Raw genomic sequence first — 21,888 nt, forward strand, 5'->3', positions numbered from 1 at the left:
TGCAGGCAATGGGGGGACGTCCAAATGTGTTTCCGTATTTGCTGCTTGTGCCAGCGTTGTTTATCACGCTGGCCATTGTGGCATGGCCGCTGTTGGAAACAGTTCGGCTATCATTTACGGACGCATCGCTAAAGCCGACGGAAGAATTTATCGGCCTGGCCAACTATGAGAAGATTTTCTCACGCCGTTTTCCTGAAGTCATCGGGCGCACATTCTACTGGATGGCGATTTCCGTGACCTTGAAAATGGTGGTTGGTGTCATGGGTGCCATGCTGTTGAACTCTGCGGTACCTGGGCGCGGCCTGATGCGCGTGCTGGTGATGCCCCCTTGGATTGTGCCGATCGCGATTGGCGTGTTTATGTGGCGCTGGATGTATAATGGCCAGTTCGGCATGATTTCGGGCGTGGCCCAATATCTGGGTATCCTCGCAGGCCCCTATGAATTTTTGGGTGACCGCACGGGCGCATTCTATTCCACAGTTGTAACCGACGTTTGGGTCGGCACCCCGATGGTCACCATTTATCTGTTGGCCGCCATGCAGTCCATTTCACCGGATCTGCACGAAGCCGCCTGGGTGGATGGCGCCAGCCGTTGGTACCGCTTCCGCCGCATCACCTTGCCGCTGATTATGCCAGCGGTGGCCACAATGGGGCTGTTGAGCGCGATCTGGACCTTTAACTCGTTCGACATCATCTGGATTTTGACCGAAGGCGGTCCGCGTGGATCGACCACAACCATGATTATCGACACCTATAAAACAGCGATTTCACGCAATCGCTATGGTGAAGGTGCTGCGCGTGCTGTGATGATTGTGATCTTCCTGTCCTCGTTCGCAGCGTTCTATTTCTACATGCTGTCACGCATGGCAAAACGGAGCTTGAGCAATGATAAATAAGTACCGTTGGTGGGAAATTGTCGGCATCTATCTGGGTATCGCCGTCTTCTTGTTGTTCATTCTGGCACCGTTTTTGGAAGCCTTTTTGGTGTCGTTGCGTCCGCTCAACCGCATCAATTCTATTCCGTACAAAATCATTACGGATGGGATGAGCTTTGAAGCCTATTTCACCATGTGGAAAAACGTGCCGCGGCTGCCCCTTTATATTTGGAACAGCTTCTTCATCGCCACCTGTGTGACCATCATTGTGTTGATTGCCGTGGTGCCTGCGGCCTGGGCCTTTGCCCGGTTCGAGTTTAAGGGACGCGATTCCATTCTGGCTGCCTTTTTGGCGATCAATATGGTGGGCGGTGCTGTGTTGATCATCCCCTTGTTCCAGCTGATGCGGGATTTGGGCTTGCTCAATACCTATATGGCGATGATTGTGCCCGGGGCTGCCTTCTTGATCCCCACCGCCATCTGGCTGTTGCGGTCCTATTTGATGAAAATCCCCCGCGAGCTTGAAGAAGCCGCCTGGGTAGATGGCGCCAGCCGCCCCTATATCCTTTGGAAAGTGATCCTGCCGATTGCGATGCCAGGGATCGTGGTGGTGGCTATTGCAACCTTTATTGGAGCCTATGCGCAGCAATTCCTGTTCGCATTGACCTTCAATTCCAACTCTGACCTGCATCCATTGCCGGTCGGTATCTATCAGTTCTTTGGTCGTCAAACCGTTGTGTGGAACGAGGTGATGGCCGCGAGTTTGGTCGGCATTTTGCCAGTGCTGATCATTTACATCTTCTTGCAGCGATACATCATCGCTGGCCTGACTGCTGGCGCAGTCAAGGAATAAGAAGCGCTGTACTAATTGGCAGAAAAAAGGGAGTTCAAGATGAAACTGACTAAAATTATGCTTGGTGGCGCTTTGCTGCTTAGCTCTGCAACATTCGCTGTTGCGCAAGATCAATCACTCCAAGTTATCCTTTGTGGTGACGACACTTGGGGTGGTGAAGTGAACACGAAGCATGCCGCTGAATGGGAAGCTGAAAACCCAGGCTACACAGTAGACTTCGAATATGTGCCTTGGGGCCAGTGCCAGGAAAAGGCAACAACATTGGCCGCTGCTGGCACACCGCCTGCGGTTGCTTATATGGGCTCTCGCACATTGAAGCAGTTGGCACAAAACGATCTGATCCTGTCGCACGACTTGTCAGACGAAGAGCTGAGTTCATGGGCTGGTCCAATTTTGGGCACCGTGACAGCTGACGGCAAAGTGTGGGGCCTGCCTCGCGCATTCTCAACAAAAGCCTTGTACTGGAACAAAGACTTGTTCGAAGCCGCTGGCCTTGATCCTGAATCACCGCCAAAAACTTGGGACGAAATGTACGACGCTGCGTCTGCCATTAAAGAAAAAACTGACGCCGATGGCTTCGGTTTGGCCGCTGCCTCGTTCGACAACACCATGCACCAGTTCATGAACTATGTGTACACAAACGGTGGTGAAGTGATCAACGCTGACGGCGAGATCGTTTTCAACTCACCTAACAACGTTCAAGCGCTTGAGTTGTACGGCAAAATGGCTGAAGTGTCTCAGCCTGGTCCAGTTGCTTATGACCGTGCGAAATTGCGTCCATTGTTCGTGGAAGGCAAAATTGGCATGTTCATTTCTGGTCCTTGGGAGCGGAACGCAGTTGGCGATGCTGTAAATTGGGGCGTAGCGCCAATTCCAGTAGGTCCAATGGGCACTCCGGGTACATTGTTGATTACTGACTCATACGCAGTGTTCAAAGGTTCAGGTGTTGAAGATGCCGCGTTGAGCTTTGCCAAGTACATGACAAGCTATGACAAGCAAATGGAATTTGAAATTGCTGCTGGCTTGACACCACTGCGTCCTGATCACCCAGAAGTTGCCAAAATGCGCGAAGAAGATCCTACTTGGAATGCCTTCCTTGACGCGATTGCCACTGGTGGTCCAGAGCCTTTCGTAACTGACTATGTTGGTCTGCAAGACGTGATCAACGAAGCTGTTCAAGGCGTCGTTTTGGGCGAAGTATCTGCTGAGGAAGCCGTAGAATTTGCTGCGGAAGAATTGGAAGAATACAAATAAGCCTTTGCAAACAAGTGGGGTCCGCCTTTGGCGGGCCCTGCAATGAAAACCGCAAATAAGGGGGAGGATGACCGTGGGTCAACTCAAACTCGATAACGTTAAAAAAAGCTACGGCGACGTTGAGGTCATTCAAGGTGTTTCGCTTGACGTTAAACACGGTGAGTTCATCGTGTTCGTTGGACCATCGGGCTGCGGCAAGTCAACTTTGTTGCGCATGATTGCCGGCCTCGAAGAAATTACAGCAGGTGATGTTGTGATTGACGACAAGATCGTCAACACATTGCCACCAGTGAAGCGGGGCATCGCGATGGTGTTCCAGTCATATGCGCTCTATCCGCATATGAGCGTTTATGAAAATATCGCATTCCCTCTACGTGTTGAGAAAAAATCGAACGAAGAGGTTGATGAAAAGGTACGCAAGGCGGCAGAAATTCTGCACCTGACCCCACGCCTCAATCACCGTCCGGGTGAATTGTCTGGTGGTCAGCGCCAGCGTGTGGCCATTGGCCGGGCTATTGTGCGTGAACCCAGCGTGTTCTTGTTCGACGAGCCTTTGTCAAACCTTGATGCGGCGCTGCGGGCAACCATGCGTGTTGAGCTGACCAAGCTCCACCATGATCTCGACGCGACCATGATTTATGTAACCCACGACCAGGTGGAAGCCATGACCATGGCCGACCGTATCGTGGTGTTGGATGGTGGCAATATTGCCCAAGTGGGCACGCCACTTGAGCTCTATCACAAGCCAGACAATCTTTTTGTGGCTGGTTTTATCGGCAACCCGAAAATGAACTTCATTGAAGTGACCGGAAAGGGTTCTGACAAAGATGGCGTGCGCGTGGAAGTGCCGAATGCTGGCGAATTCACCTTGCCCGTCACTCCACATGATGAAGACAAGATCGCCGGGCAAAAGCTCACCTTGGGTATTCGTCCCGAGCATACGCATTTGAGTGAAGGCGACATTGCGCTGAACATGACCGCCAATGTGGTTGAGCGTTTGGGCATTCACACCGTTGGCTATGCCAATCGTGATGGCGTCGACGAAGTGTTCTGCACCGTGCAGAGCGGTTCAGCCCCCATCAAGGCGGGCGCGCCATTCCAATTGCGTTTCAACGCCAAAGATTGTCACCTGTTCGACGCCGATGGCAAAGTTTATGAGCGCAAAATCGAGTTTAAGGATCTGAGCTTGCCAGACATGAACTAGAGCAGGCGTTCGTACTGATCAGCGAAATTCTCCTTTTGAGACTTTCTTGGCTCCTCCCCACGGGCCTGAACCCCATCCTCGGATGGGGTTCTTTTTTGGCCTATCCATTGGTCTCCAGAGGACACTCACCTTCCAGATGCCAAATCTTGGCCACGATCTGCCAGCCAGCCTTATCGTCCCAAACAAAATTGAGATGATCCGCGAAAATGTTGGTGCGTGAGCGCAGCCGCAATTTCACCACGGCGCTTAGGGGCGACAGCCAGTCAATTGTGATGATTTCGTCATATCTTTTTTGATTAAAACTGGCGGGCGAGGGGCGGTCGGCCACATCGGCGCGAAAGCTCGCGATCGGATCGACAAAAATCTCGCCATTGTCAGCATCGAATAGCGATGAAGAGGGGTGAAAAACCGCATCCAATTTGTCCACGTCGCAAAAATAGATGGCGTCGAAATAGGTTTGGATGGCGGTGAAAAGCTGATCGGTTCGAGACATAAAAACTCCGTTGAAATTATGCTGTAATTTTTTGGAGTTTTCTAAAATTTTAGCGGCACTTCCAGTGGCGGAAATGACGTTTTACGTCAAATTCCCGCCAAACTGAATGTCCGTGTAAAATGGTGATTACCAAACCCGACCGCGCGCGGCCACATCCACCATTTCGATGAACTCACCATCCCGGTGCAGCGCAATCTGATCCATCAAATTGCTTACCACGCAGGTATGGTTGGGAATGATGCGCACCTTGTCACCCACTTTCGGCTTGTCCTTGCAAGCCGAAAGGTCCACAACAGCGTGTTCTTCCGACAACCCGCTGATCACCGCTTCAGGATAATCAACAATATACCCAAAGTCAGAAAAGCCCAGCAGATCTGAGGTGAGGGCCTTGGACCCCGAATCCAACACTGCGCGATTATCGGTCGGGCGAGACACAACAGTGGCCAAAATGGTCATGGCGCAATCATCAAATGTGCAATGGCCAGCCCGCACCAAAGAGCGGTCATTATAGATGTAGGTGCCCGCGCGATGCTCTGTCGCGGATTTGGCTTTTTCCGCCGAGTACAAGCTTGGTGAGCCGCCGCTAGACAGTACGGGACAGGCAATGCCCGCCTCGTCGAGCAAAGCCTTGGTGGCGTTGAAGAAATCATCTACCGCCTCTTCGCCATTGGGGGACGGGTAGGTCATCAGCCCGCCAAAGGTCAGACCGGGGGCGGCGTTAATCTTCTCGGCCAATTCGAGCGCCTCTTGCGGCGATTGCACACCGCAGCGCCCGCCACCCGTATCGCACTCCACCAGAACCGTGAGCGGCTTATGACCCTCAAATGCAGCAGCAAGACCTTCAACCGTTGTGGCGCTATCCGCGACAACCGACAGGGTGATCTGCTCATTCAACTGACGCAGTGGCTCCATCTTTTCAGCGCCCACAATGTTGAAGGTCAGCATGATGTCGTCAATGCCAGCATCCGCAAAAACCTGCGCTTCTGAGATTTTCTGGCAGGTAATGCCGATGGCCCCGGCATCAAGCTGCTTTTGCGCAAAACGCGGAATTTTGTGGGTTTTGATATGCGGGCGGGATTTCTTTCCTGCCTGATCCAGATAAGATTGAACCCGCTTGATATTGGCATCCACGATGTTTTCATCGATCAGCACAACAGGCGTACTCAGATTATAAATCGAGTTGTTTTCGGTCATTATGATGTCCCGCTTGGCGCGTTTGATTTGGTGTTAGCCCAGATTATGCGGATCAGCGACTTTGGGCCAAATGTTTTTTGGCGCTTTTTGATAGTCGGTGGTTTTCGGATCATTCGGGTAAGGCCGCCCGGCCGAACAATAGATAATCTTTTCCGCAATTGGCGCGAATGAATCATAGAAGTGATTGGTGGATTTGATCAGCAAAATATCTTTTGCCGCCCAATCGACCCCCCCCACATCAAAAAGGCTTTTGCCAAAGCTTTGGCAGCGCGTTGAGTTGAGGATCACTTCAAACCCGTCAAAGCTGATCGTGGCAATGTCTCCCATGGGTACATAGCTGTCGCCAAACCGATGCTCGGCATTGATCACCAGCTTTTCAACCCTCACGCGCTTGTCGATGGGGTTGCCGGTATGGGGCGCGGATTTTGCGCCGAACCGCAAAGGGATTTCCGCCCCTTCGCCTGCGGCAAAGCAAATCTGCACCGCAATCGGGTCCCAGATGGTACCCACGGCCACATTGGTGGCGCCAACGCGCATCAGCTCTTCCAGGATCACGGTGGCATCGCCCGCCGTGCCGCCGCCCGGATTGTCCCACATATCGGTCAGCACCACCGGCTTTTCTGCACCCTTGGCGGTGGAAACAGCGTCAGCAACCGCTTGCACTTCATCCGGTTGTTCCGGCATGCATTTGCCCCGCATGGCAAACACATCCAAGCCCAACTCGCGTGCAAGCTGGTCGCCTTTTTGCTTTTGATTGTCGGTCACCACCACCATCTTCGTGCCCATTTCCGGCACATCAGAAGCCATAAAGCCATGGATGAGCGAAAGCGACAGAATGTTATCGTCACTTTTTTCCAAGGCAAACATCTTGTCCACAAAGCTGCGCATGGGCTCCCTGGAGGTGGGGAACACATCGATCATTTTACAGTCAAATACGCTCACTTCGGGCTTAACCTCGCCCGAGAGCGTGGCATCCAGAATGCGGTAGAGATCTTCCGCCCGATCAACAAAGTCGATGTGCGGAAATTCCTTGAACGCCATAAAAAAATCGAGCTGATCGACACGCTTTTGCGTCAATTGACTGTGAGGGTCGAAGGTGGCGCAAATCACGCAATTTTCGCCCACAAGTTCGCGCACGCGCGCCAGCAAATCGCCTTCCGGATCGTCATAATCCGCCGCAACCATCGCGCCATGCAAGCCAAGCGCCACCGCATCCAGCGGCAGCGCCTGCTTGACCTGGTCGAGAATTTCATCACGCAGGCTCTCAAAAGCCTGATGGTTGATGATGCCGGCGGGGTCAGCCCATGCGGCAGTGCCTTCAATAAAGGTCCACTGCCTGTCCTTTGCCCATTTGCGGCCAATTGGGATGACGGCTGAACAAAGGGTCGGGGTCTCTGGGTGGGTGCCAGGACGGGCGTAAAGTGATGCCTCAAAACCCCGCCGGTCAATCGCGATCGGAGAAAACGTGTTGGATTCGGTGGCCAAAGCTGCCGAAAAGACGCGCAAATTTGCCATAGTGACTATGCTCTTTCGCCACCCATTGGATTGGGCAAATAGCCGGTGAAGCCGGTGATTTTCCAGCGTCCATCAACATTTGCGCAGTAATAAACAGTTTGCCACAACATGCGGTCGCTCGTGCCATCTGTGCGCGGGATTCGACCATCAAATTTCTTGTGTACGATGGCCTTGTCACCGTTAATTTCAATGTCGCGCAGCACGGTGGCGTTGAAAATCGCGTCCATCGGGTCGCCTTCAAAGGCACCTGCCTGCGATTCTTTTTGAAAATTCTTGGCCTGATCCAGCCATTCGTCAGCATAATCCTTTAGCGTCGGAAAAGCCAAGCGCCAATGATCTGGATTGGCTGTATTGTGTCCATGAACGCCCATAAACCCTTGTTCTACAAAGTCATTTTCGACCATAGACCAATCGGCGGCGATAAAGGCTTTGATGTCACGATCCACCAACATTTCCCAAATTTGATGGCGCGCGCTGTCTGATTTTTCGAACGGATTTTGTTTTGATGTCACGATATTCTACTCGGCAAAAAATTTTCATTTTTGTTAAAATTCCTATAGAAAAACTGGATGATTTCTGCTCATATGTCAATCGATAAGAAAATAATTTACATTCTGAATAGTTTGGAGACGATCAATGACGTTGAAGCGTTATGGAGCGGAAAAATCTGGCGCGGGTGGTCAAAACCTGCCTTTTGCACGCGCGGTAGAAGCTGATGGCTGGCTGCATGTGTCTGGCCAGGTGGCCATGAAAGATGGCGAAATCGTCAATGGCAATATTGTGGAGCAATCCCACGTGGCCATCCAGAACCTGATCGCAATTTTGGACGAAGCCGGTTATGGCCTGGAACACATTGTGCGCATTGGCGTATGGCTTGATGATCCGCGCGACTTCTGGTCCTTCAATGGCGTCTATAAATCCTACTTTGGCGAGCATCCACCCGCACGCGCCTGTGTACAATCTAGCCTAATGGTCGATTGTAAGGTGGAAGTGGATTGCATTGCCTTTGATGCCAGCCGTAAATAGGGCTTTGGGCAGTTAAAGGAATGGGTTGATGGCGGACATTATCGCAACATTGCAAAAACAACATGATGAGCTGTCCCGCTCGGAACAGCGCATCGCTGAGATTGTTTTTGAAGATAAAGCGTTTGCGGTAAATGCCTCGATCATTGAATTGGCGGCGCGGGCTGATGTCTCGCCGCCAACAGTCACTCGGTTTTGCCGGCGGCTGGGTTGCAATTCCTTTTCAGAATTCAAGGTCAGGCTGGCTCAGTCTGCCTTTATCGGGACCCGATATCTGGAGCCGGAGATCAAAGTTTCCAGTGCTCAAGAGGTGATCGATACGGTGATGGGGCGGGCCCAATCCACCCTCAATGTGTTGCACGAAAATGTCGATCCCGCTGTGGTGGAAAAAATCGCTGAACGCATCCTGAAAGCAAAGATGATTTATGCTTTCGGTTCGGGCGGCAACTCCTCCCTCTTCGCCCACGAAGTGCAAAACCGTTTGTTTCGCTTGGGGCTGCGCGTGGCCGCTTCGGAAGATCATTCGATGCAATTGATGACGGCGTCGACCTTGTCTGAAGAGGATATGGTGATTGGGCTTTCCATTTCAGGTCGCAACCGCGAATTGGCGCGGGCTCTGGAGGTGGCGGCGGGCTATGGCGCGGCCACGGCCAGTGTGACAAAAGGCGAAAGCCTTGTGGCGCAAGCCAGCCAATTGAGCCTGGCGGTTGATTTACCCGAGGGCACGGACGTGTTGCGTCCTTCATCTGCCCGTTATGCCTTCCTGGCCGCCATAGACATGATTGCTTTTTTGGTGGCCATCAGACGTAAAGACAGCGCGATTGAACCTCTGCGCCGGATCAAGCGGCAATTGGTGACCTATCGCGATGAAGACGATACGCAAGTACTTGGAGATTGATAGTGTCAAAGCAAAGCACACAACAAACAGCCATCGTGACCGGCGCTGGTGGCGACATTGGCCGCGCCATCTGCATTGAACTGGCCAAAGATGGCTTTGCCGTTTTGGCACTGGATATTGCCAAAGCGCCAAATGACGAGACCATCCGGCTGGTGCACGAAGCAGGTGGCACGGGTGAAGCGCTGATCTGTGATATTCTGGACGCGAACGACCGCGCCAAAATGGTGGAGGCCGGACGCGAGCTGGGCGCCATTTCCTTGCTGGTGAACAATGTGGGCGCGATCACGGCCGAGAGCTTGCAGCAGGCCACAGTGGAAAACTTTGAACAAGATTTCAAAATCAACCAGCTCGGCGCATTTGCCTGTTTCAAAGCCATTGAAAAAGATCTGATCGAAAATAAGGGCGTGTTGACCAACATCGCGTCTGTGAACGGTCTTGGTGTGTTTGGCCATCCCGGCTATAGCGCGGCCAAGGCGAGCCTTTTGCATTTCACCCGTTTGGTGGCGGTTGAATATGGCAAGTTTGGCATTCGCGCCAATGCGATTGCCCCGGGCACCGTGCGGACCCAGGCATGGGACGAACGGGCCAAGAAAAATCCTCAAGTGTTTGAGGATGCAAAACGCTGGTATCCCTTGCAGCGTGTTGCAGACCCTGTCGACATCGCAAAAGTGGTGAGCTTTATTTCGTCTCCAGCTGCGGCTGCAATTTCGGGCGTCTGTCTGCCTGTGGATTGCGGACTGACCGCAGGGCAGGCGGAACTGGCCGGCACCTTTGCACAATCAGAAGACTATTAGGGAAATCCTGTCGATTTCCGTCCCTAAAATTTAAGAGGAACAAATTATGTCAACGCCAAAATTCCGTCTTGAGGCCACATGGGTGGACCACGGGGAGGAGCCAGCAAAGATGAAGCTGGCGCTGACAAACCTTTCTGGCGCAGACCTGAAAAATTTTCGCTTGTCCTACACAGGTTTGATGCGCGTGAAAGCAGATGTGAAGGAGGAGAACGCCACTTTCGTGAAACGCTTTGCCAATTTCCATCAGTTTGATCCGCTTGACGGCGTGGTCGTGGCTGATGGTGAAACCTGGGAATTCACGGTTCAAAATCTGACCAGCAATGCCCAACACCGCATGGATGGACCAAAGTCCGGCTATCTTACCCTTGAAGATGGTACACATGTGGATGTGGACACTGGCGATTTGCAAATTGAAGGCCGTCCAAGTGAATTTGCCGGCAATCTTGTCCCGGAAGGCAAATTGACTGATCCGATCGCAGTGGTGCCATGGCCAAACCATGTGGCCGTTGGTGATTTTGATACGCCACCAGTGGTGCTGTGCGCTGCTGAAGGCACAAGCGCTGACGAAAAGCGTGCGATCAACACCGTGGCTGCATTGGCCAAACGCCTGAAGCATGAGCTGCCAGACCGTTTGCGTCTGACAAATGTGCCCGGCGGTCGGAAATTGACTTTGGTGAACAACGCCGCTTTGGCCAGCGAAGCCTATGAGCTTTCGTTCGCGAAAGACGAAGTGGTGTTGACCTATGGTGACAAGGCTGGTTTGAACTATGGTTTGATCACCCTGTCACACATGATGGACGGGGCAAAAGCTGAACCGACCAAGTTCAAATTCCCAACATCAGGTGAAATCAAAGATGCCCCGCGTTATGAGTGGCGCGGGTCACATTTGGACGTGTCTCGCCAATTCTACCCCACGGATGCGGTAGAGCGGTTTATCGACATTTTGGCGTGGAACAAGCTGAACAAATTCCACTGGCACCTGTCTGACGATGAAGGCTGGCGTGTGGAAATCAAAGGCTATCCAAACCTCACCAAAGATGGGGCCGTAATGGGCGAAGGTCACGCCATGCCCGCACAATTGGGCGCAGGCCATGAATCGACGGGCGGTTTCTACACCCAAGACGAGATCAAAGAGTTGATCGTGCATGGGCAGGCGCTCAATGTGGAGATTATGCCGGAACTGGATATTCCGGGCCACTGTAACGCAGTGCTCGCAGCCTATCCTGAACTGCGTGACCCGGAAGAGCCCGAAGATAATTATCGTTCCATCCAGGGCTATCCAAACAATGCCATCAACCCCGGCATTCCCGCCACCTACAAATTCATCGAAACAGTGATGGAAGAAATTTCCGAACTGTTCCCGTCCAAATATATCCATGTGGGCGGCGATGAAGTGGATGAGAACTCTTGGTTGCAATCGCCAGCGGCCCAGAAGGTGATGAATGAAGAACGCTTGAACGGCACCATGCAGTTGCAGGCGCACTTCCTCGGCAAAGTACAAAAGACCATCCGCAAAAAAGGCAAGATTGTCGGCGGTTGGGACGAAGTCTCCCACGGCGGTGGCATCGATAAAGAAGGCGGCACCTTGTTGTTTGCATGGCAAAAGCCAGAGGTTGGCCTTGAGCTGGCCGAGCAGGGCTATGACGTGGTGATGACACCGGGCCAGGCCTATTATCTCGATATGGCGCAATCCCCCGCATGGCAGGAATCAGGTGCGTTTTGGGCAGGCTATGCCTCACCGGAAAAAACCTACACCTACGAAGCGGCGGGTGAGTTCCCTGACCACCTGAAAGGGCGGTTGAAGGGGGTACAAGCCTGTATCTGGTCTGAGCATCTGATCTCGCGACAAGTGTTCAACCATCAGGTGTTCCCGCGTTTGAACGCCATTGCGGAAGCCGGATGGACCGAGAAAGATAACAAGGATTGGCCGCGCTTTGCCGCCCAATGCAAATTGTTGCCACGCCTGTAAAACCTGAAACCATCACCCTACACAGAAGAGGGACGTCATAATGCGTATTGCCGTTGCCGGATTGCACACAGAGTGCAGCACCTACACCAGCGTGGAACAGACCAAAGAGAATTTCGATATCATGTTGGGCGATCAATTGCTCAAACATGATCTGTTCGCTTTTCTGGATCACGAGGGTGTGGACATTGCCCCTCTTTTTTATGCGCGGGCGACCCCCGGCGGGCCGGTGGCGGCAAAAGCCTATGACGGGTTCAAAACACAAACCTTGGCCGCGCTCGACGCGGCCTTGGACGAAGGCCCTGTCGATGGGGTCTATCTCGCCATGCATGGTGCCGTGCATGTGACCGGCATGGACGATGCGGAAGGTGACTTTATCGCCGCAATCCGCGAGCGGGTGGGCGATGAGGTGATCATCTCCGCCAGCTATGATTTACACGGCAACGTCACCCAGAAAGTGATCGACCAACTCGATATTTTCACCGCGTTCCGCCATGCACCGCATATCGACACTTATGAGACCTTTGAGCGGGCTTTCCTCTATCTTGTGGACGCGCTGAAAACCGGCAAGCGACCGAAATTGTGCTGGGCCCCGATCCCGGTGCTGTTGCCCGGTGAAAAGACCAGCACGGTGGATGAACCGGCAAAATCGCTCTATGCCCAATTGTGGGATATCGACAAGCGCAAGGGTGTTCTGGATGCCTCGCTGATGGTCGGCTATGTATGGGCGGACGTGACCCGCGGCACCGCAGCGGCTGTGGTGTGCGGTTATGACGAAGCGGCCATGCAACAGGCGGCAGAAGATATCGCACAATCCTATTTTGACGCACGCGACAAGTTTGCCTTTGGCGTGCCCGCTGCGCCGTTAGGAGAAACACTGGACGCGGCCTCAAAAATTGACACCGACCCGATTGTGATTTGTGACAGTGGCGACAATCCCGGCGGCGGTGGCGTTGGTGACCGGGTGGATGTGCTGAAAGAAGCCATCTCTCGCGAGATGAAAGATCTGCTGGTGATCGGCATCTGTGCGCCAAAAGCGGTGGCGAAATTGTTCGATGCCGGGCTGAACAAAAAGGTGGCACTGCAATTGGGCGCTGAGCTGGACACGCTGAACTCCCCGATCATTGAGGGTGCGGCAACGGTGTTGCGGCTGGCCGAACTGGCCAATGGTCAGCGGCTGGCGCTGGTAGAAGTCGGCGGCGTGCGCGCGGTGTTGAGCGAGAAACGCCAAATGTTCCACGACCCAGATGATGTTGCGCCGTTGGGGCTTGATGTGGCGGAAGAAAAGATGATTGCGATCAAATGTGGCTATATCTCTGCGGAGATGACCAAGTTCGCCAATCCCAATTTGATGGCGCTGACCGATGGGGCGGTGAACCAGGATATTGAGCGCTTGAGTAATCATCATCGACCCAGCCCCTGTTATCCGTTTCAAAAAGACTTCGCGTTCACTGCAAAAGCGCGCATGGCCAAATAGAAACGCCGCTATTTACAGCAGCCAGAATCGCCGGATAAGCTAGCGCCAACATTCTTTGGCGGCGCGCCAATGCGTCGCTTTTCCTGGAGTTGGGAAAAGCGGGCAGGGGGCAATTCTTGCATATGAGCGCCGTACCTCATCTGACGCGGATTGCTTTATGCTGTTTATCTTTAATGTCATCGCCCCTGTTTTCTGCCTTGTGGGGTTGGGCTATTTCGCCACCTGGTTCAAGCTCTTCCCCCAAGATGGCATCAAGGGCTTGATCGCATTCACCAATAATTTCGCCGCCCCGTTCTTGCTGTTCCGCGCCATGCTGACCATCGATTTTTCGTCGGCGCTGAACCCCAACCTAATTCTACCTTTTTACATTGCCGCGCTCACCGGCTTTGTTGTGGGCATCTTTCTGGCGCGCACGCGATTTGGTGCGCGGCCGGGTGAATCTGTGGCCGTTGGCTTTGCTGCCCTGTTCACCAACACGGTGTTGTTGGGCATTCCCATCATCCAACGCGCCTATGGCGAAGAGGCATTGACCACCACCTATATGATCATCGGGTTTCACGCCCCGCTGCTGATGACCGTTGGCATGCTCACCATGGAAATGTCGCGCCGCGACGGTCGACCGATCCGCTTTGCCCTGCGGGATGCGGGGAAGCGCATCGCGACCAACCCACTGCTGATCGGTATTGCCTCGGGCGTGATCCTCAATCTGTCAGGCATTTCGCTGCCCCTGTTCTTGGACGACACGACCAAACTGCTGGTGAGTGCTGTGCTACCCACGGCACTTTTCGGCTTGGGTGCGGCGCTCACCCAATATCGTGTGTCAGCGAGCTGGCCACCAGCGCTCTCCATGGCGCTGATCAAGAACCTGCTTCACCCCGCGTTGGCTTATGTGATGCTGGTGCCGATTTTGGGGGTGCAAATGGAAGTCGCGCGCATTGTGGTGTTGCTGGCGGCCATGCCGACCGGCATCAACGCCTATATCTTCTCCACTTATTTTAATCGCGGCACTGACGTGGCGGCCACCACCGTTTTGATTGGCACGCTGATTGGTGTCTTCACCATCTCATTTTGGCTTTGGGTGCTCTCATGAAAAATATTCTGATCGCTGGCAACCTGCCGCAAGATTGTCTGCAATTAATGAGCCAACATTTCACTCTATTTCGTTTGGATGTGGCCGAGGATAAATCGGCGTTTTTGGCAGAGCATGCCGCACAAATCGATGGCGTGAGCGGCGGTTCTGTCGATGCTGATTTGATGGACAAATTGCCCAATTTGAAGATCATCGCCAATTTTGGCGTGGGCTATGACAATATCGATGTGGAGGCGGCAAAGACGCGCAATATTGTGGTGACCAACACGCCCAACCGGCTAAATGCCGCCGTGGCGGAACTGGCCCTTGGGTTGATGATCGCCCTGGCGCGCCGCATCCCCAAAAACCATGAAATGGTGCGCAATGGCCATTGGCCCAGCGTAAAGCGCGCGCCGCTGACCGGGCAATTGGCCGGCGCCAAGCTGGGCATTTTGGGGCTGGGCCGCATCGGCAAAGCCATTGCCAAACGGGCGGTGGTCTGCGACATGGAGATCAGCTATTTTGGCCGCACGGATCAGCAAAATGACTATCGCTATTTTGATGATCTGACCGCAATGGCCCACTATGTAGACTGGCTGGTGATCATCGCACCCGGGGGCGAGGGGACCGAAAAATTGGTCAATGCCGAGGTGATCGAAGCGCTCGGCCCGGACGGACATTTGGTCAATATCGCGCGCGGCAGCATAGTGGATGAACCGGCCATGATCGCCGCGCTGGAGCAGGGTAAGTTGGGCGGTGCGGCGCTTGACGTGTTTGAAAACGAACCGCACATGCCCGATACCCTACGCAACCTGCCCAATGTCGTGCTATCGCCCCATGCGGGCAGCGCCACCCACGTCACCCGCCGGCAAATGGGCGCGCAAGTGGTGGACAATCTGGTGGCCTTTTTTGATACGGGCAAAGCCCTTGATCCGGTGATGTGAAATTACAGTTCACGGTGCAGCACCCCACCCCAGCCCTCCCCAACAAGGGGAGGGGGGTAGGCTGTGCATTTCGGAAACGCGCAGATTTAGAATTGAATTGCCCGTGGCCGGATAGTGCTGCGCGGCGACTGCCACGCACAAAAAAATCCCTCCCCTTGATGGGGAGGGACATAGGGTGGGGTGATCCCCCGAAAACGCCGTCCGTTTAGCTGTTCGGCATGGCCGTTTCCACAAGCTGCGCCCAGTAGGAGCAGCCATAGGGGATGATCTCGTCATTGAAATCATACTGGTCCTGGTGCAGGCCCGCCGTGTCGCCATTGCCAACAAAAATGAAAGCGCCGGGGCGCGCGTTGGACATAAAGGAGAAATCTTCCCCGCCAAGACTTGGCTCGGTATTGGCGTCCACACGCTCATCACCCACCAGTTTCTTCGCCACTTCGGTGGCGAAAGCGGTTTGGTCTGGGGCGTTCATGGTGACGGGATAGCCATCGCGGTAATCGACTTCCGCTTTGGCACCAAAGCCTGCGGCAACAGTTTCGGCGATGGAAATCAGCCGTTGCTTCACTTGCAGGCGCACTTCTGGATCTAGTGCACGCACGGTGCCAGCCAGTTCAACATTCATCGGGATGATATTGTGGGCCGAGCCGCCATTGATGATGGTGGTGGAAACCACGGCAGATTGCACAGGGTCCACATTGCGGGCAACAATGCTTTGCAGCGCTAAAACAATGTGGGACGCGACCACAATTGGATCGACGGATTTGTGCGGCATGGCCGCGTGGGAATCAACGCCCACCACCTTGATGTTCCACATATCTGCAGCCGCCATAATGCCGCCTTCGCGGATCGCGAATTCGCCCACCGGAATGCCGGGGAAATTGTGCATGCCGAACACTTCTTGAATGCCGAAGCGGTCCATCATCCCGTCATCCACCATGGCCTTGCCGCCCGCACCGCCTTCTTCCGCTGGTTGGAAAATCACCGCGACAGTGCCGTCAAAATTGCGGGTTTCGGCCAGATATTTTGCTGCGCCGAGCAACATGGCGGTGTGACCATCATGGCCGCACGCATGCATTTTGCCCGGTGTTTTGGAGGCATATGGCTTGTCGGTTTGCTCATGGATGGGCAGCGCGTCCATATCGGCGCGCAGGCCAATCACTTTGCCTGAACTGTCTTTGTTGCCCTTGATGATGCCCACAACGCCAGTTTGGCCAATGCCGGACACAACTTCATCGCAACCAAAGCTTTTGAGCAGTTCTTCCACTTTGCCCGCGGTGCGGTGCACATCATACAAAAGCTCTGGATGTTCGTGAAAGTCGCGTCGCCATGCGGTAATCTCGTCATGAAATTCTGCGATACGATTGATAATCGGCACGTTTGGTCTCCCTACATATATTGGTTTTGCGCGCCGTGGCGCGAAATTGGATGCGGCATAGTGCAACAAATCAATTGGTTTGACCAGAGGCCAGTGTAACCATCAACAAGGGCTCAGAAAATCTGAAAAATCTCAGCTCTGCCGGCGCGGAGAGGGACACGCAATTCGCTGCCGTTTAATGTCACCGGGCCTGCAATTTCGCCTGCAAGTTCAATGGTGCGCAACACCTCAAATCCATTTGCAAAGCTGATCATATGCAAACTTTTGCGGTTGGGGCCGGGCACAATTAAATCAGTAATCCCGTCGGCATTCATATCAGCCTGTGCGGAAAGCTGTTGCTCACGAGAGCCGAGGCGATGGTTGGAAAAGCCCACATGTGTCGAAACCAATGAAAGCTGTCCTTTTGTAAACCGCCATAGTTGCAGCTCTTTCGCTAAGTGTGGCTTGGAAACCAAAGCGATTTCCATGTGTCCATCGCCGTCAAAATCGGCAATACCCGCCGGGTTGAGCCAGCGATTGGGCTGGCCAATATAGGGCGTTTGCGCGCGTAGATTGATGTTGCCAGGGGCCAGATCATATATCGCTAGCGACGCGCCTTTTTGGATATGGCTTTGCACCAATATCAGTTCTTCATGCCCATCGCCTGTAAGATCCACCAGACGCGGCACCCGATCTTCAAAAACCTCAGTCGCGGGCAGGGTGAAATCCGATTGCGTGCCATCGCGATAAGTAACGCGAAAGCCAGCAGCCTCAAATTGATCGCTCAACACAAAATGTTGGTAGCGCTGGGTGGGCCCAATCAGTTCAACAGACTGGACAAGATTTGTGCCCGTTGCGGTGTGGCTGTGCGGCAGTATTTGTGCCCATGCCGTGGGTATTGCCAGCACAAAGCTGAGGGCAACAAGGGTGAAATTGAGGGCAAAGCAGTGAAATGGTCGCAAAATCTAGGGTCCTATGCGTCGAATGGCTAAGAATTCTATCTTGCCAAACGGGGTAAATCGCGTGCAAATCACTTGCACGTGAAACCATAAACGCCTACCAAAGTGCAGCGAACAAAGCGAACCCACAGAAGTTGGAAAGACAATGTTTGAAACTTTAAAACCCGCCCCGCAAGATAAGATTATTGCCCTGATTGCTGAATACGCAGCTGACGAGCGCGACAGCAAGATTGACCTTGGCGTGGGCGTTTATAAAGACGAAACCGGCAACACCCCGATCATGACCGCTGTGGCCAAGGCGGAAGAACGCCGGGTGAAAGAGCAAACCACCAAAACCTATGTTGGCATGGCCGGGAATGTTGGCTTCAACAATGCCATGATCGACCTTGTTTTGGGTGACTCAATTTCACGCGATCGCGTGCGCGGCGCGCAAGCGCCTGGCGGCACCGGCGCCCTGCGTTTGATTGCTGACTTGCTGAATGTGGCCAAGCCGGGCGCGACCGTTTATCTGTCAGACCCCACATGGCCAAACCATTTACCGTTGATGAAGGCCGCAGGCCTCAAAACGGCGACATACCCTTATTTTGACGCTGACACTGGCAAGGTGAAATTCGACGAGCTTTGCGCGGCACTGGAAAAGATGGGCGCTGACGATATTGTGCTGCTGCATGGCTGCTGCCACAACCCAACCGGCGCCAACTTGACTGATGAACAATGGGACACGGTGGCTGAAATCGTGGCGAAAACCGGCACTTTTGTGCTGGTTGACATTGCCTATCTCGGCTTTGGCGATGGTTTGGAAGCAGATGCCTATGGCGTGCGCAAACTGGCCAGCACCTTGCCGGAAATGGCCGTGGCGGCATCATGCTCGAAAAACTTTGGTTTGTATCGCGAGCGCGTGGGCTGTGCGATGATCATCGGCGCCAATGAGGAAGTGGCGAACATCACCTTCTCACAATTGCTCAGCGCTGCCCGCGCCAACTACTCCATGCCACCTGATCACGGCGCGGAAATTGTGCGCATCATTTTGAATGACGAGGCGTTGCGCAAAGAGTGGGAAGATGAGCTTACCCATGTGCGCAACCACATGGTGACCATCCGCGAAAAACTGGCCGAAGCCATGCGCGAAAGATCCAACAGCGCCAACTTCGATTTTCTGGCCGAACACCGCGGCATGTTCTCCCTGCTCGGCATTTCGCAAGACAAGGTTGAGCAACTCAAAAAAGACTTTGGCGTCTATATGGTGGGCAATTCCCGCATGAACATTGCGGGCCTCGGTATGGATAAGATCGAACAGTTTGCGGACGCTTTGGTGAAGGTGACTCGCGAGGGCTAATCACCTTCTAGTTTGAATGACTAAGGGCGCCGCTGGCGCCCTTTTTTATGGCAGCTTGCGGACAAAAGCGTTGAACTTGCCCATATCGCGCAACACAGGCCCGTGGCCGAAACAGATGATTTTCGGCTTAAGCGCGTAGAGCTTTTTGATGGACTGAATATTCTGTTGCTGATCGGTGGTGAACGCCGCAGGGGGCAGGCCAAGTCCAACGATCGTCGTCAACAAATTCATGTTCACCAAGGCGTCCCCAGCGATCAGAACGCCATCAGCGCGGCGGAAAAATGAGATATGCCCGGGGGCATGGCCCGGCGTATCCACCACTTCAAAGCTGCCCACCCGATCGCCTTCTTTCAGCGTCTGGTCCACCTTGTGGCCGGGCCCGGCCCAGAATTTTTGTTGAAAGCGCGCGATCAGGCTGTCGCGCTCTGGATAGTTGCGGGTGGCGTGGCCACTTTCGGCATTGTCGCGTTCAATCTCAGAGGTGAGTAGCGGAATGCCGAGACGGGTGCAGATGTCTTTACTTGCGCCCTGATGGTCCGCATGAGCGTGGGTGAGGACGTGTTTGCTGACCTCATGCCCTTTGAGGGCTTTGAGAATTTTCTTGCTGGAGCTTTTAATGCCTGCATCCACCAGCACATCGTCAATGAGATAGCAATTGATGGCGTTGCGTGGCATCAGCGGGATTTGAAATACGGCGGGGGCGATTTCATGCATCTTTTACTCCAAACGATAAATGCTGAATCAAATGCTGCTGCACCTGCTCTAGCGGGTGCAGAGATTTCTGCGTGCGCGCCAAAATCAACGCGCCTTCAAGGGCACAAAAGCTGAATTGCGCCAACTGTGCCGCCACCTCAGGTTGCTCGCCAAAGCGAACCAGCCGCTCGGCCACAAGACCCTGCCAATAGGCATAGCAATCAGAAATGGCCGCCGCGATCTCTGCTTCCTGTGCGCTTAACTCAAGCGCAAGGGTGGAGACAGGACATCCTTTTTCAAACTCTGATTGAATCAGACTTTGCGCAAAGCCTTGCACCAGAGCGGCGATGAAAGCCTCTTTGCTGTCGGCAGCGGCGCCTGCCTGTAGGATCGCTTTGCCAATTTCATTTTTCGCGCGATTCACCACGGCAATGGCGATATCGTTCTTGCCCTTGGGGAAATGATAATAAATCGACCCTTTGGGCAGGTCGCCCGCCTGGCAAAGCTCGTTCAGCCCCACCGCCACAAAGCCCTTGCGCTGGAACAGATCCATGGCAATGGCCGTCAGTTTCGATTTTGTCGTTTCGCCCTTGCGCTTGCGGCGCGGTGTTGTCTGTTTTGTGCTCATTCTATGTTATATAGACCAGTCGTCATAAAAAGCAAGTGGATTTTGTAGGAGGGGCAATTTGGCTCTTGAACGGCGCGCTTGGGTGGGCGAGGTTAAGTGCGGAGAAAGGTGGCCGAACGTGCTAAAAAAACTGATGAAATCGCAAAATCTCACGCTACGCGATGCGGAGCCGTCGGATGCTGCCGCGCGTTTTCAGATCGGCCGGGACCCTGAAATCACGCGCCTATTTGGCGTAAGCCGCAAAGATGTGATGCCACTTACGCATGAAGAATGCGCGGATTGGGTGAAGGGTGTGCAGGACAGCGATTGGGCCTGGGTGATCGATGTGAATGGCCCGATAGGCAGTTGTCGATTGCATAGTTATGACGCCACAACCAAATCTGCGACCTTTGCCATCGCCATTTTCAGCAACGCGCATCTGGGACAGGGCATTGGGACAATTGCCACCAATTTGGTGTTGGCATACGGCTTTGACGAGCTGAGCCTAAAGCTGATCAGGTTGCGTGTGCTCGCCTTCAATCCCCGTGCCATTGCCTGTTACAAAAAATGCGGTTTTGAAGAGGTGGCGCGCGAGCCGAAGGGCGAATTTGTCGATGGCGAATGGGTGGCGGATATCTTTATGGAACTTTCGCAAGCGACCTTCCAAAAGCGAAAGGCTGCCTCACTTCAAGCCTAGTTCTTGCGGCGACACGTCTTGGCGCAACCCAGCCAGAAATCGATCAATTTTTGCTTTAAGTGAGCCAAGTGGCACGCGCAACAAATCGTCTGGGGTAATGGAAAGCAATTCCAATTCCACTTGAAAGGCTGCGCGTTCCGCTTCCAGGTGCGCGGGCAAGTTGAGCTTCTTCGCTGCCTCCAGCATTGAAATCAGCCCGTGAATCTTTTCGACAATGGAGAATATCTCAAACATGGCGGCAGCCTGTTCCGGGTGATCCCGCCAGGAGGTGCCACCATAAATCTCCTGCGCAACGCGCTGACCCGCGCCAAAGCAATTATAGCGCACGCAGCCGGAAAAGCCTTTTTGATCAAGCTTGTCGTGAATCCCGCAAAAATGGTCGTTTTGCAAGTGCGGGCAGGGCACATTGGCGGGTTTGTCGAATGCAAAATAAGCGCCCTTGTCAAAGGCAAAGGCTGCGCAACAATAGGCCACGCAGTGATCACATTCGGGTTCCAGAGAAAATGCCGCCATATTTCTGTGCTACAGGGGAGAACTGACACAAACAAGCAATTTATTTTTGACCAAAAGGTCAAAATAATCTAGTTTCGTCAAACTTAATCGCCGCGGGAGCGGCTTTAACCCTTGCGAATGGCTCAACAAGTATGAGACAAGGCATCAATATTTCTAGACAATCGGGTGCA

22 protein-coding genes are annotated in these 21,888 nt (G+C 53.6%); 13 read left to right on the forward strand and 9 right to left on the reverse strand.

Features of this window, described 5'->3' with window-relative positions; all coding sequences use genetic code 11:
* Window positions 1-8 precede the first annotated feature (8 nt).
* The 4 genes from L1I42_RS04325 (at window position 9) to L1I42_RS04340 (ending at window position 4,186) form a co-directional block, all read left to right on the forward strand.
* Window positions 9-896, forward strand: a complete 888-nt coding sequence (locus L1I42_RS04325) for a carbohydrate ABC transporter permease (RefSeq protein ID WP_236114166.1) — start codon at window positions 9-11, stop codon at window positions 894-896.
* The gene (locus L1I42_RS04330; protein WP_236113259.1) at window positions 886-1,728 is read left to right on the forward strand and encodes a carbohydrate ABC transporter permease; all 843 of its coding nucleotides are present in this window, start codon (window positions 886-888) and stop codon (window positions 1,726-1,728) included. The genes L1I42_RS04325 and L1I42_RS04330 overlap by 11 nt, the downstream gene beginning before the upstream one ends.
* A gap of 39 nt (window positions 1,729-1,767) precedes the next feature.
* Window positions 1,768-2,982, forward strand: a complete 1,215-nt coding sequence (locus tag L1I42_RS04335; RefSeq protein ID WP_236113260.1) for an ABC transporter substrate-binding protein — start codon at window positions 1,768-1,770, stop codon at window positions 2,980-2,982.
* 67 nt (window positions 2,983-3,049) lie between these two features.
* Window positions 3,050-4,186, forward strand: coding sequence for an ABC transporter ATP-binding protein (locus L1I42_RS04340; RefSeq protein ID WP_236113261.1), 1,137 nt, complete (start codon window positions 3,050-3,052; stop codon window positions 4,184-4,186).
* Window positions 4,187-4,286: 100 nt separating this feature from the next.
* Here the strand turns inward: L1I42_RS04340 and L1I42_RS04345 are convergent, their stop codons facing one another.
* From L1I42_RS04345 to L1I42_RS04360, 4 genes are all read right to left on the reverse strand, one after another.
* A complete protein-coding gene (locus L1I42_RS04345; protein ID WP_236113262.1) occupies window positions 4,287-4,679 on the reverse strand; it encodes a nuclear transport factor 2 family protein in 393 nt (130 codons plus the stop codon).
* Between the two features lie 126 nt (window positions 4,680-4,805).
* Window positions 4,806-5,873, reverse strand: a complete 1,068-nt coding sequence (locus L1I42_RS04350; protein ID WP_236113263.1) for a D-TA family PLP-dependent enzyme — start codon at window positions 5,871-5,873, stop codon at window positions 4,806-4,808.
* A gap of 33 nt (window positions 5,874-5,906) precedes the next feature.
* Complete coding sequence (locus tag L1I42_RS04355) at window positions 5,907-7,379, reverse strand: M81 family metallopeptidase (RefSeq protein ID WP_236114167.1); 1,473 nt, start codon at window positions 7,377-7,379, stop codon at window positions 5,907-5,909.
* Window positions 7,380-7,393: 14 nt separating this feature from the next.
* Window positions 7,394-7,840, reverse strand: a complete 447-nt coding sequence (locus L1I42_RS04360) for a hypothetical protein (RefSeq protein ID WP_236114168.1) — start codon at window positions 7,838-7,840, stop codon at window positions 7,394-7,396.
* A 184-nt stretch (window positions 7,841-8,024) separates the two neighbouring features.
* On the opposite strand from L1I42_RS04360, the gene L1I42_RS04365 reads away from it, so the two are divergent.
* The 7 genes from L1I42_RS04365 to L1I42_RS04395 all read left to right on the forward strand — a co-directional run bounded on the left by L1I42_RS04365 (window position 8,025) and on the right by L1I42_RS04395 (window position 15,559).
* Entirely contained in the window at window positions 8,025-8,414 is a 390-nt protein-coding gene (locus tag L1I42_RS04365) for a RidA family protein (RefSeq protein ID WP_236113264.1), read from the forward strand.
* 28 nt (window positions 8,415-8,442) lie between these two features.
* Window positions 8,443-9,309 (forward strand): MurR/RpiR family transcriptional regulator, encoded by an 867-nt coding sequence (locus L1I42_RS04370; protein ID WP_236113265.1) that lies wholly within the window; start codon window positions 8,443-8,445, stop codon window positions 9,307-9,309.
* 2 nt (window positions 9,310-9,311) lie between these two features.
* On the forward strand, window positions 9,312-10,103 hold the full coding sequence (locus tag L1I42_RS04375) for an SDR family oxidoreductase (protein WP_236113266.1): 792 nt from the start codon (window positions 9,312-9,314) through the stop codon (window positions 10,101-10,103).
* Window positions 10,104-10,149: 46 nt separating this feature from the next.
* Window positions 10,150-12,072: a beta-N-acetylhexosaminidase gene (locus tag L1I42_RS04380; RefSeq protein WP_236113267.1), complete on the forward strand. Its 1,923-nt coding sequence runs from the start codon at window positions 10,150-10,152 to the stop codon at window positions 12,070-12,072.
* Between the two features lie 40 nt (window positions 12,073-12,112).
* On the forward strand, window positions 12,113-13,546 hold the full coding sequence (locus L1I42_RS04385; protein ID WP_236113268.1) for a M81 family metallopeptidase: 1,434 nt from the start codon (window positions 12,113-12,115) through the stop codon (window positions 13,544-13,546).
* A gap of 157 nt (window positions 13,547-13,703) precedes the next feature.
* On the forward strand, window positions 13,704-14,636 hold the full coding sequence (locus tag L1I42_RS04390; RefSeq protein WP_236113269.1) for an AEC family transporter: 933 nt from the start codon (window positions 13,704-13,706) through the stop codon (window positions 14,634-14,636).
* Complete coding sequence (locus tag L1I42_RS04395; RefSeq protein WP_236113270.1) at window positions 14,633-15,559, forward strand: 2-hydroxyacid dehydrogenase; 927 nt, start codon at window positions 14,633-14,635, stop codon at window positions 15,557-15,559. Before L1I42_RS04390 ends, L1I42_RS04395 begins: the two co-directional genes overlap by 4 nt.
* 205 nt (window positions 15,560-15,764) lie before the next feature.
* Here L1I42_RS04395 and L1I42_RS04400 read toward each other — a convergent pair whose 3' ends face one another.
* A complete protein-coding gene (locus tag L1I42_RS04400; protein WP_236113271.1) occupies window positions 15,765-16,934 on the reverse strand; it encodes a M20 aminoacylase family protein in 1,170 nt (389 codons plus the stop codon).
* 113 nt (window positions 16,935-17,047) lie between these two features.
* On the reverse strand, window positions 17,048-17,875 hold the full coding sequence (locus tag L1I42_RS04405; protein ID WP_236113272.1) for an FG-GAP repeat domain-containing protein: 828 nt from the start codon (window positions 17,873-17,875) through the stop codon (window positions 17,048-17,050).
* Between the two features lie 142 nt (window positions 17,876-18,017).
* On the opposite strand from L1I42_RS04405, the gene L1I42_RS04410 reads away from it, so the two are divergent.
* The gene (locus L1I42_RS04410; RefSeq protein WP_236113273.1) at window positions 18,018-19,208 is read left to right on the forward strand and encodes an amino acid aminotransferase; all 1,191 of its coding nucleotides are present in this window, start codon (window positions 18,018-18,020) and stop codon (window positions 19,206-19,208) included.
* A gap of 45 nt (window positions 19,209-19,253) precedes the next feature.
* Here the strand turns inward: L1I42_RS04410 and L1I42_RS04415 are convergent, their stop codons facing one another.
* Window positions 19,254-19,922 (reverse strand): MBL fold metallo-hydrolase, encoded by a 669-nt coding sequence (locus tag L1I42_RS04415; RefSeq protein ID WP_236113274.1) that lies wholly within the window; start codon window positions 19,920-19,922, stop codon window positions 19,254-19,256.
* Entirely contained in the window at window positions 19,915-20,529 is a 615-nt protein-coding gene (locus tag L1I42_RS04420) for a TetR/AcrR family transcriptional regulator (protein ID WP_236113275.1), read from the reverse strand. Before L1I42_RS04420 ends, L1I42_RS04415 begins: the two co-directional genes overlap by 8 nt.
* Window positions 20,530-20,647: 118 nt before the next feature.
* Here L1I42_RS04420 and L1I42_RS04425 point away from each other — a divergent pair, with 118 nt between their 5' ends.
* Window positions 20,648-21,205 (forward strand): GNAT family N-acetyltransferase, encoded by a 558-nt coding sequence (locus L1I42_RS04425; protein ID WP_236113276.1) that lies wholly within the window; start codon window positions 20,648-20,650, stop codon window positions 21,203-21,205.
* Here the strand turns inward: L1I42_RS04425 and L1I42_RS04430 are convergent.
* Window positions 21,191-21,718 carry a hypothetical protein gene (locus L1I42_RS04430; protein ID WP_236113277.1) on the reverse strand — a complete coding sequence of 176 codons (528 nt, stop codon included), beginning with the start codon at window positions 21,716-21,718 and terminating at the stop codon, window positions 21,191-21,193. The genes L1I42_RS04425 and L1I42_RS04430 overlap by 15 nt on opposite strands.
* Window positions 21,719-21,888: the final 170 nt, after the last annotated feature.

Origin of the sequence: Maritalea mediterranea, assembly GCF_021568695.1 — a bacterium.
GTDB lineage: Bacteria > Pseudomonadota > Alphaproteobacteria > Rhizobiales > Devosiaceae > Maritalea > Maritalea mediterranea.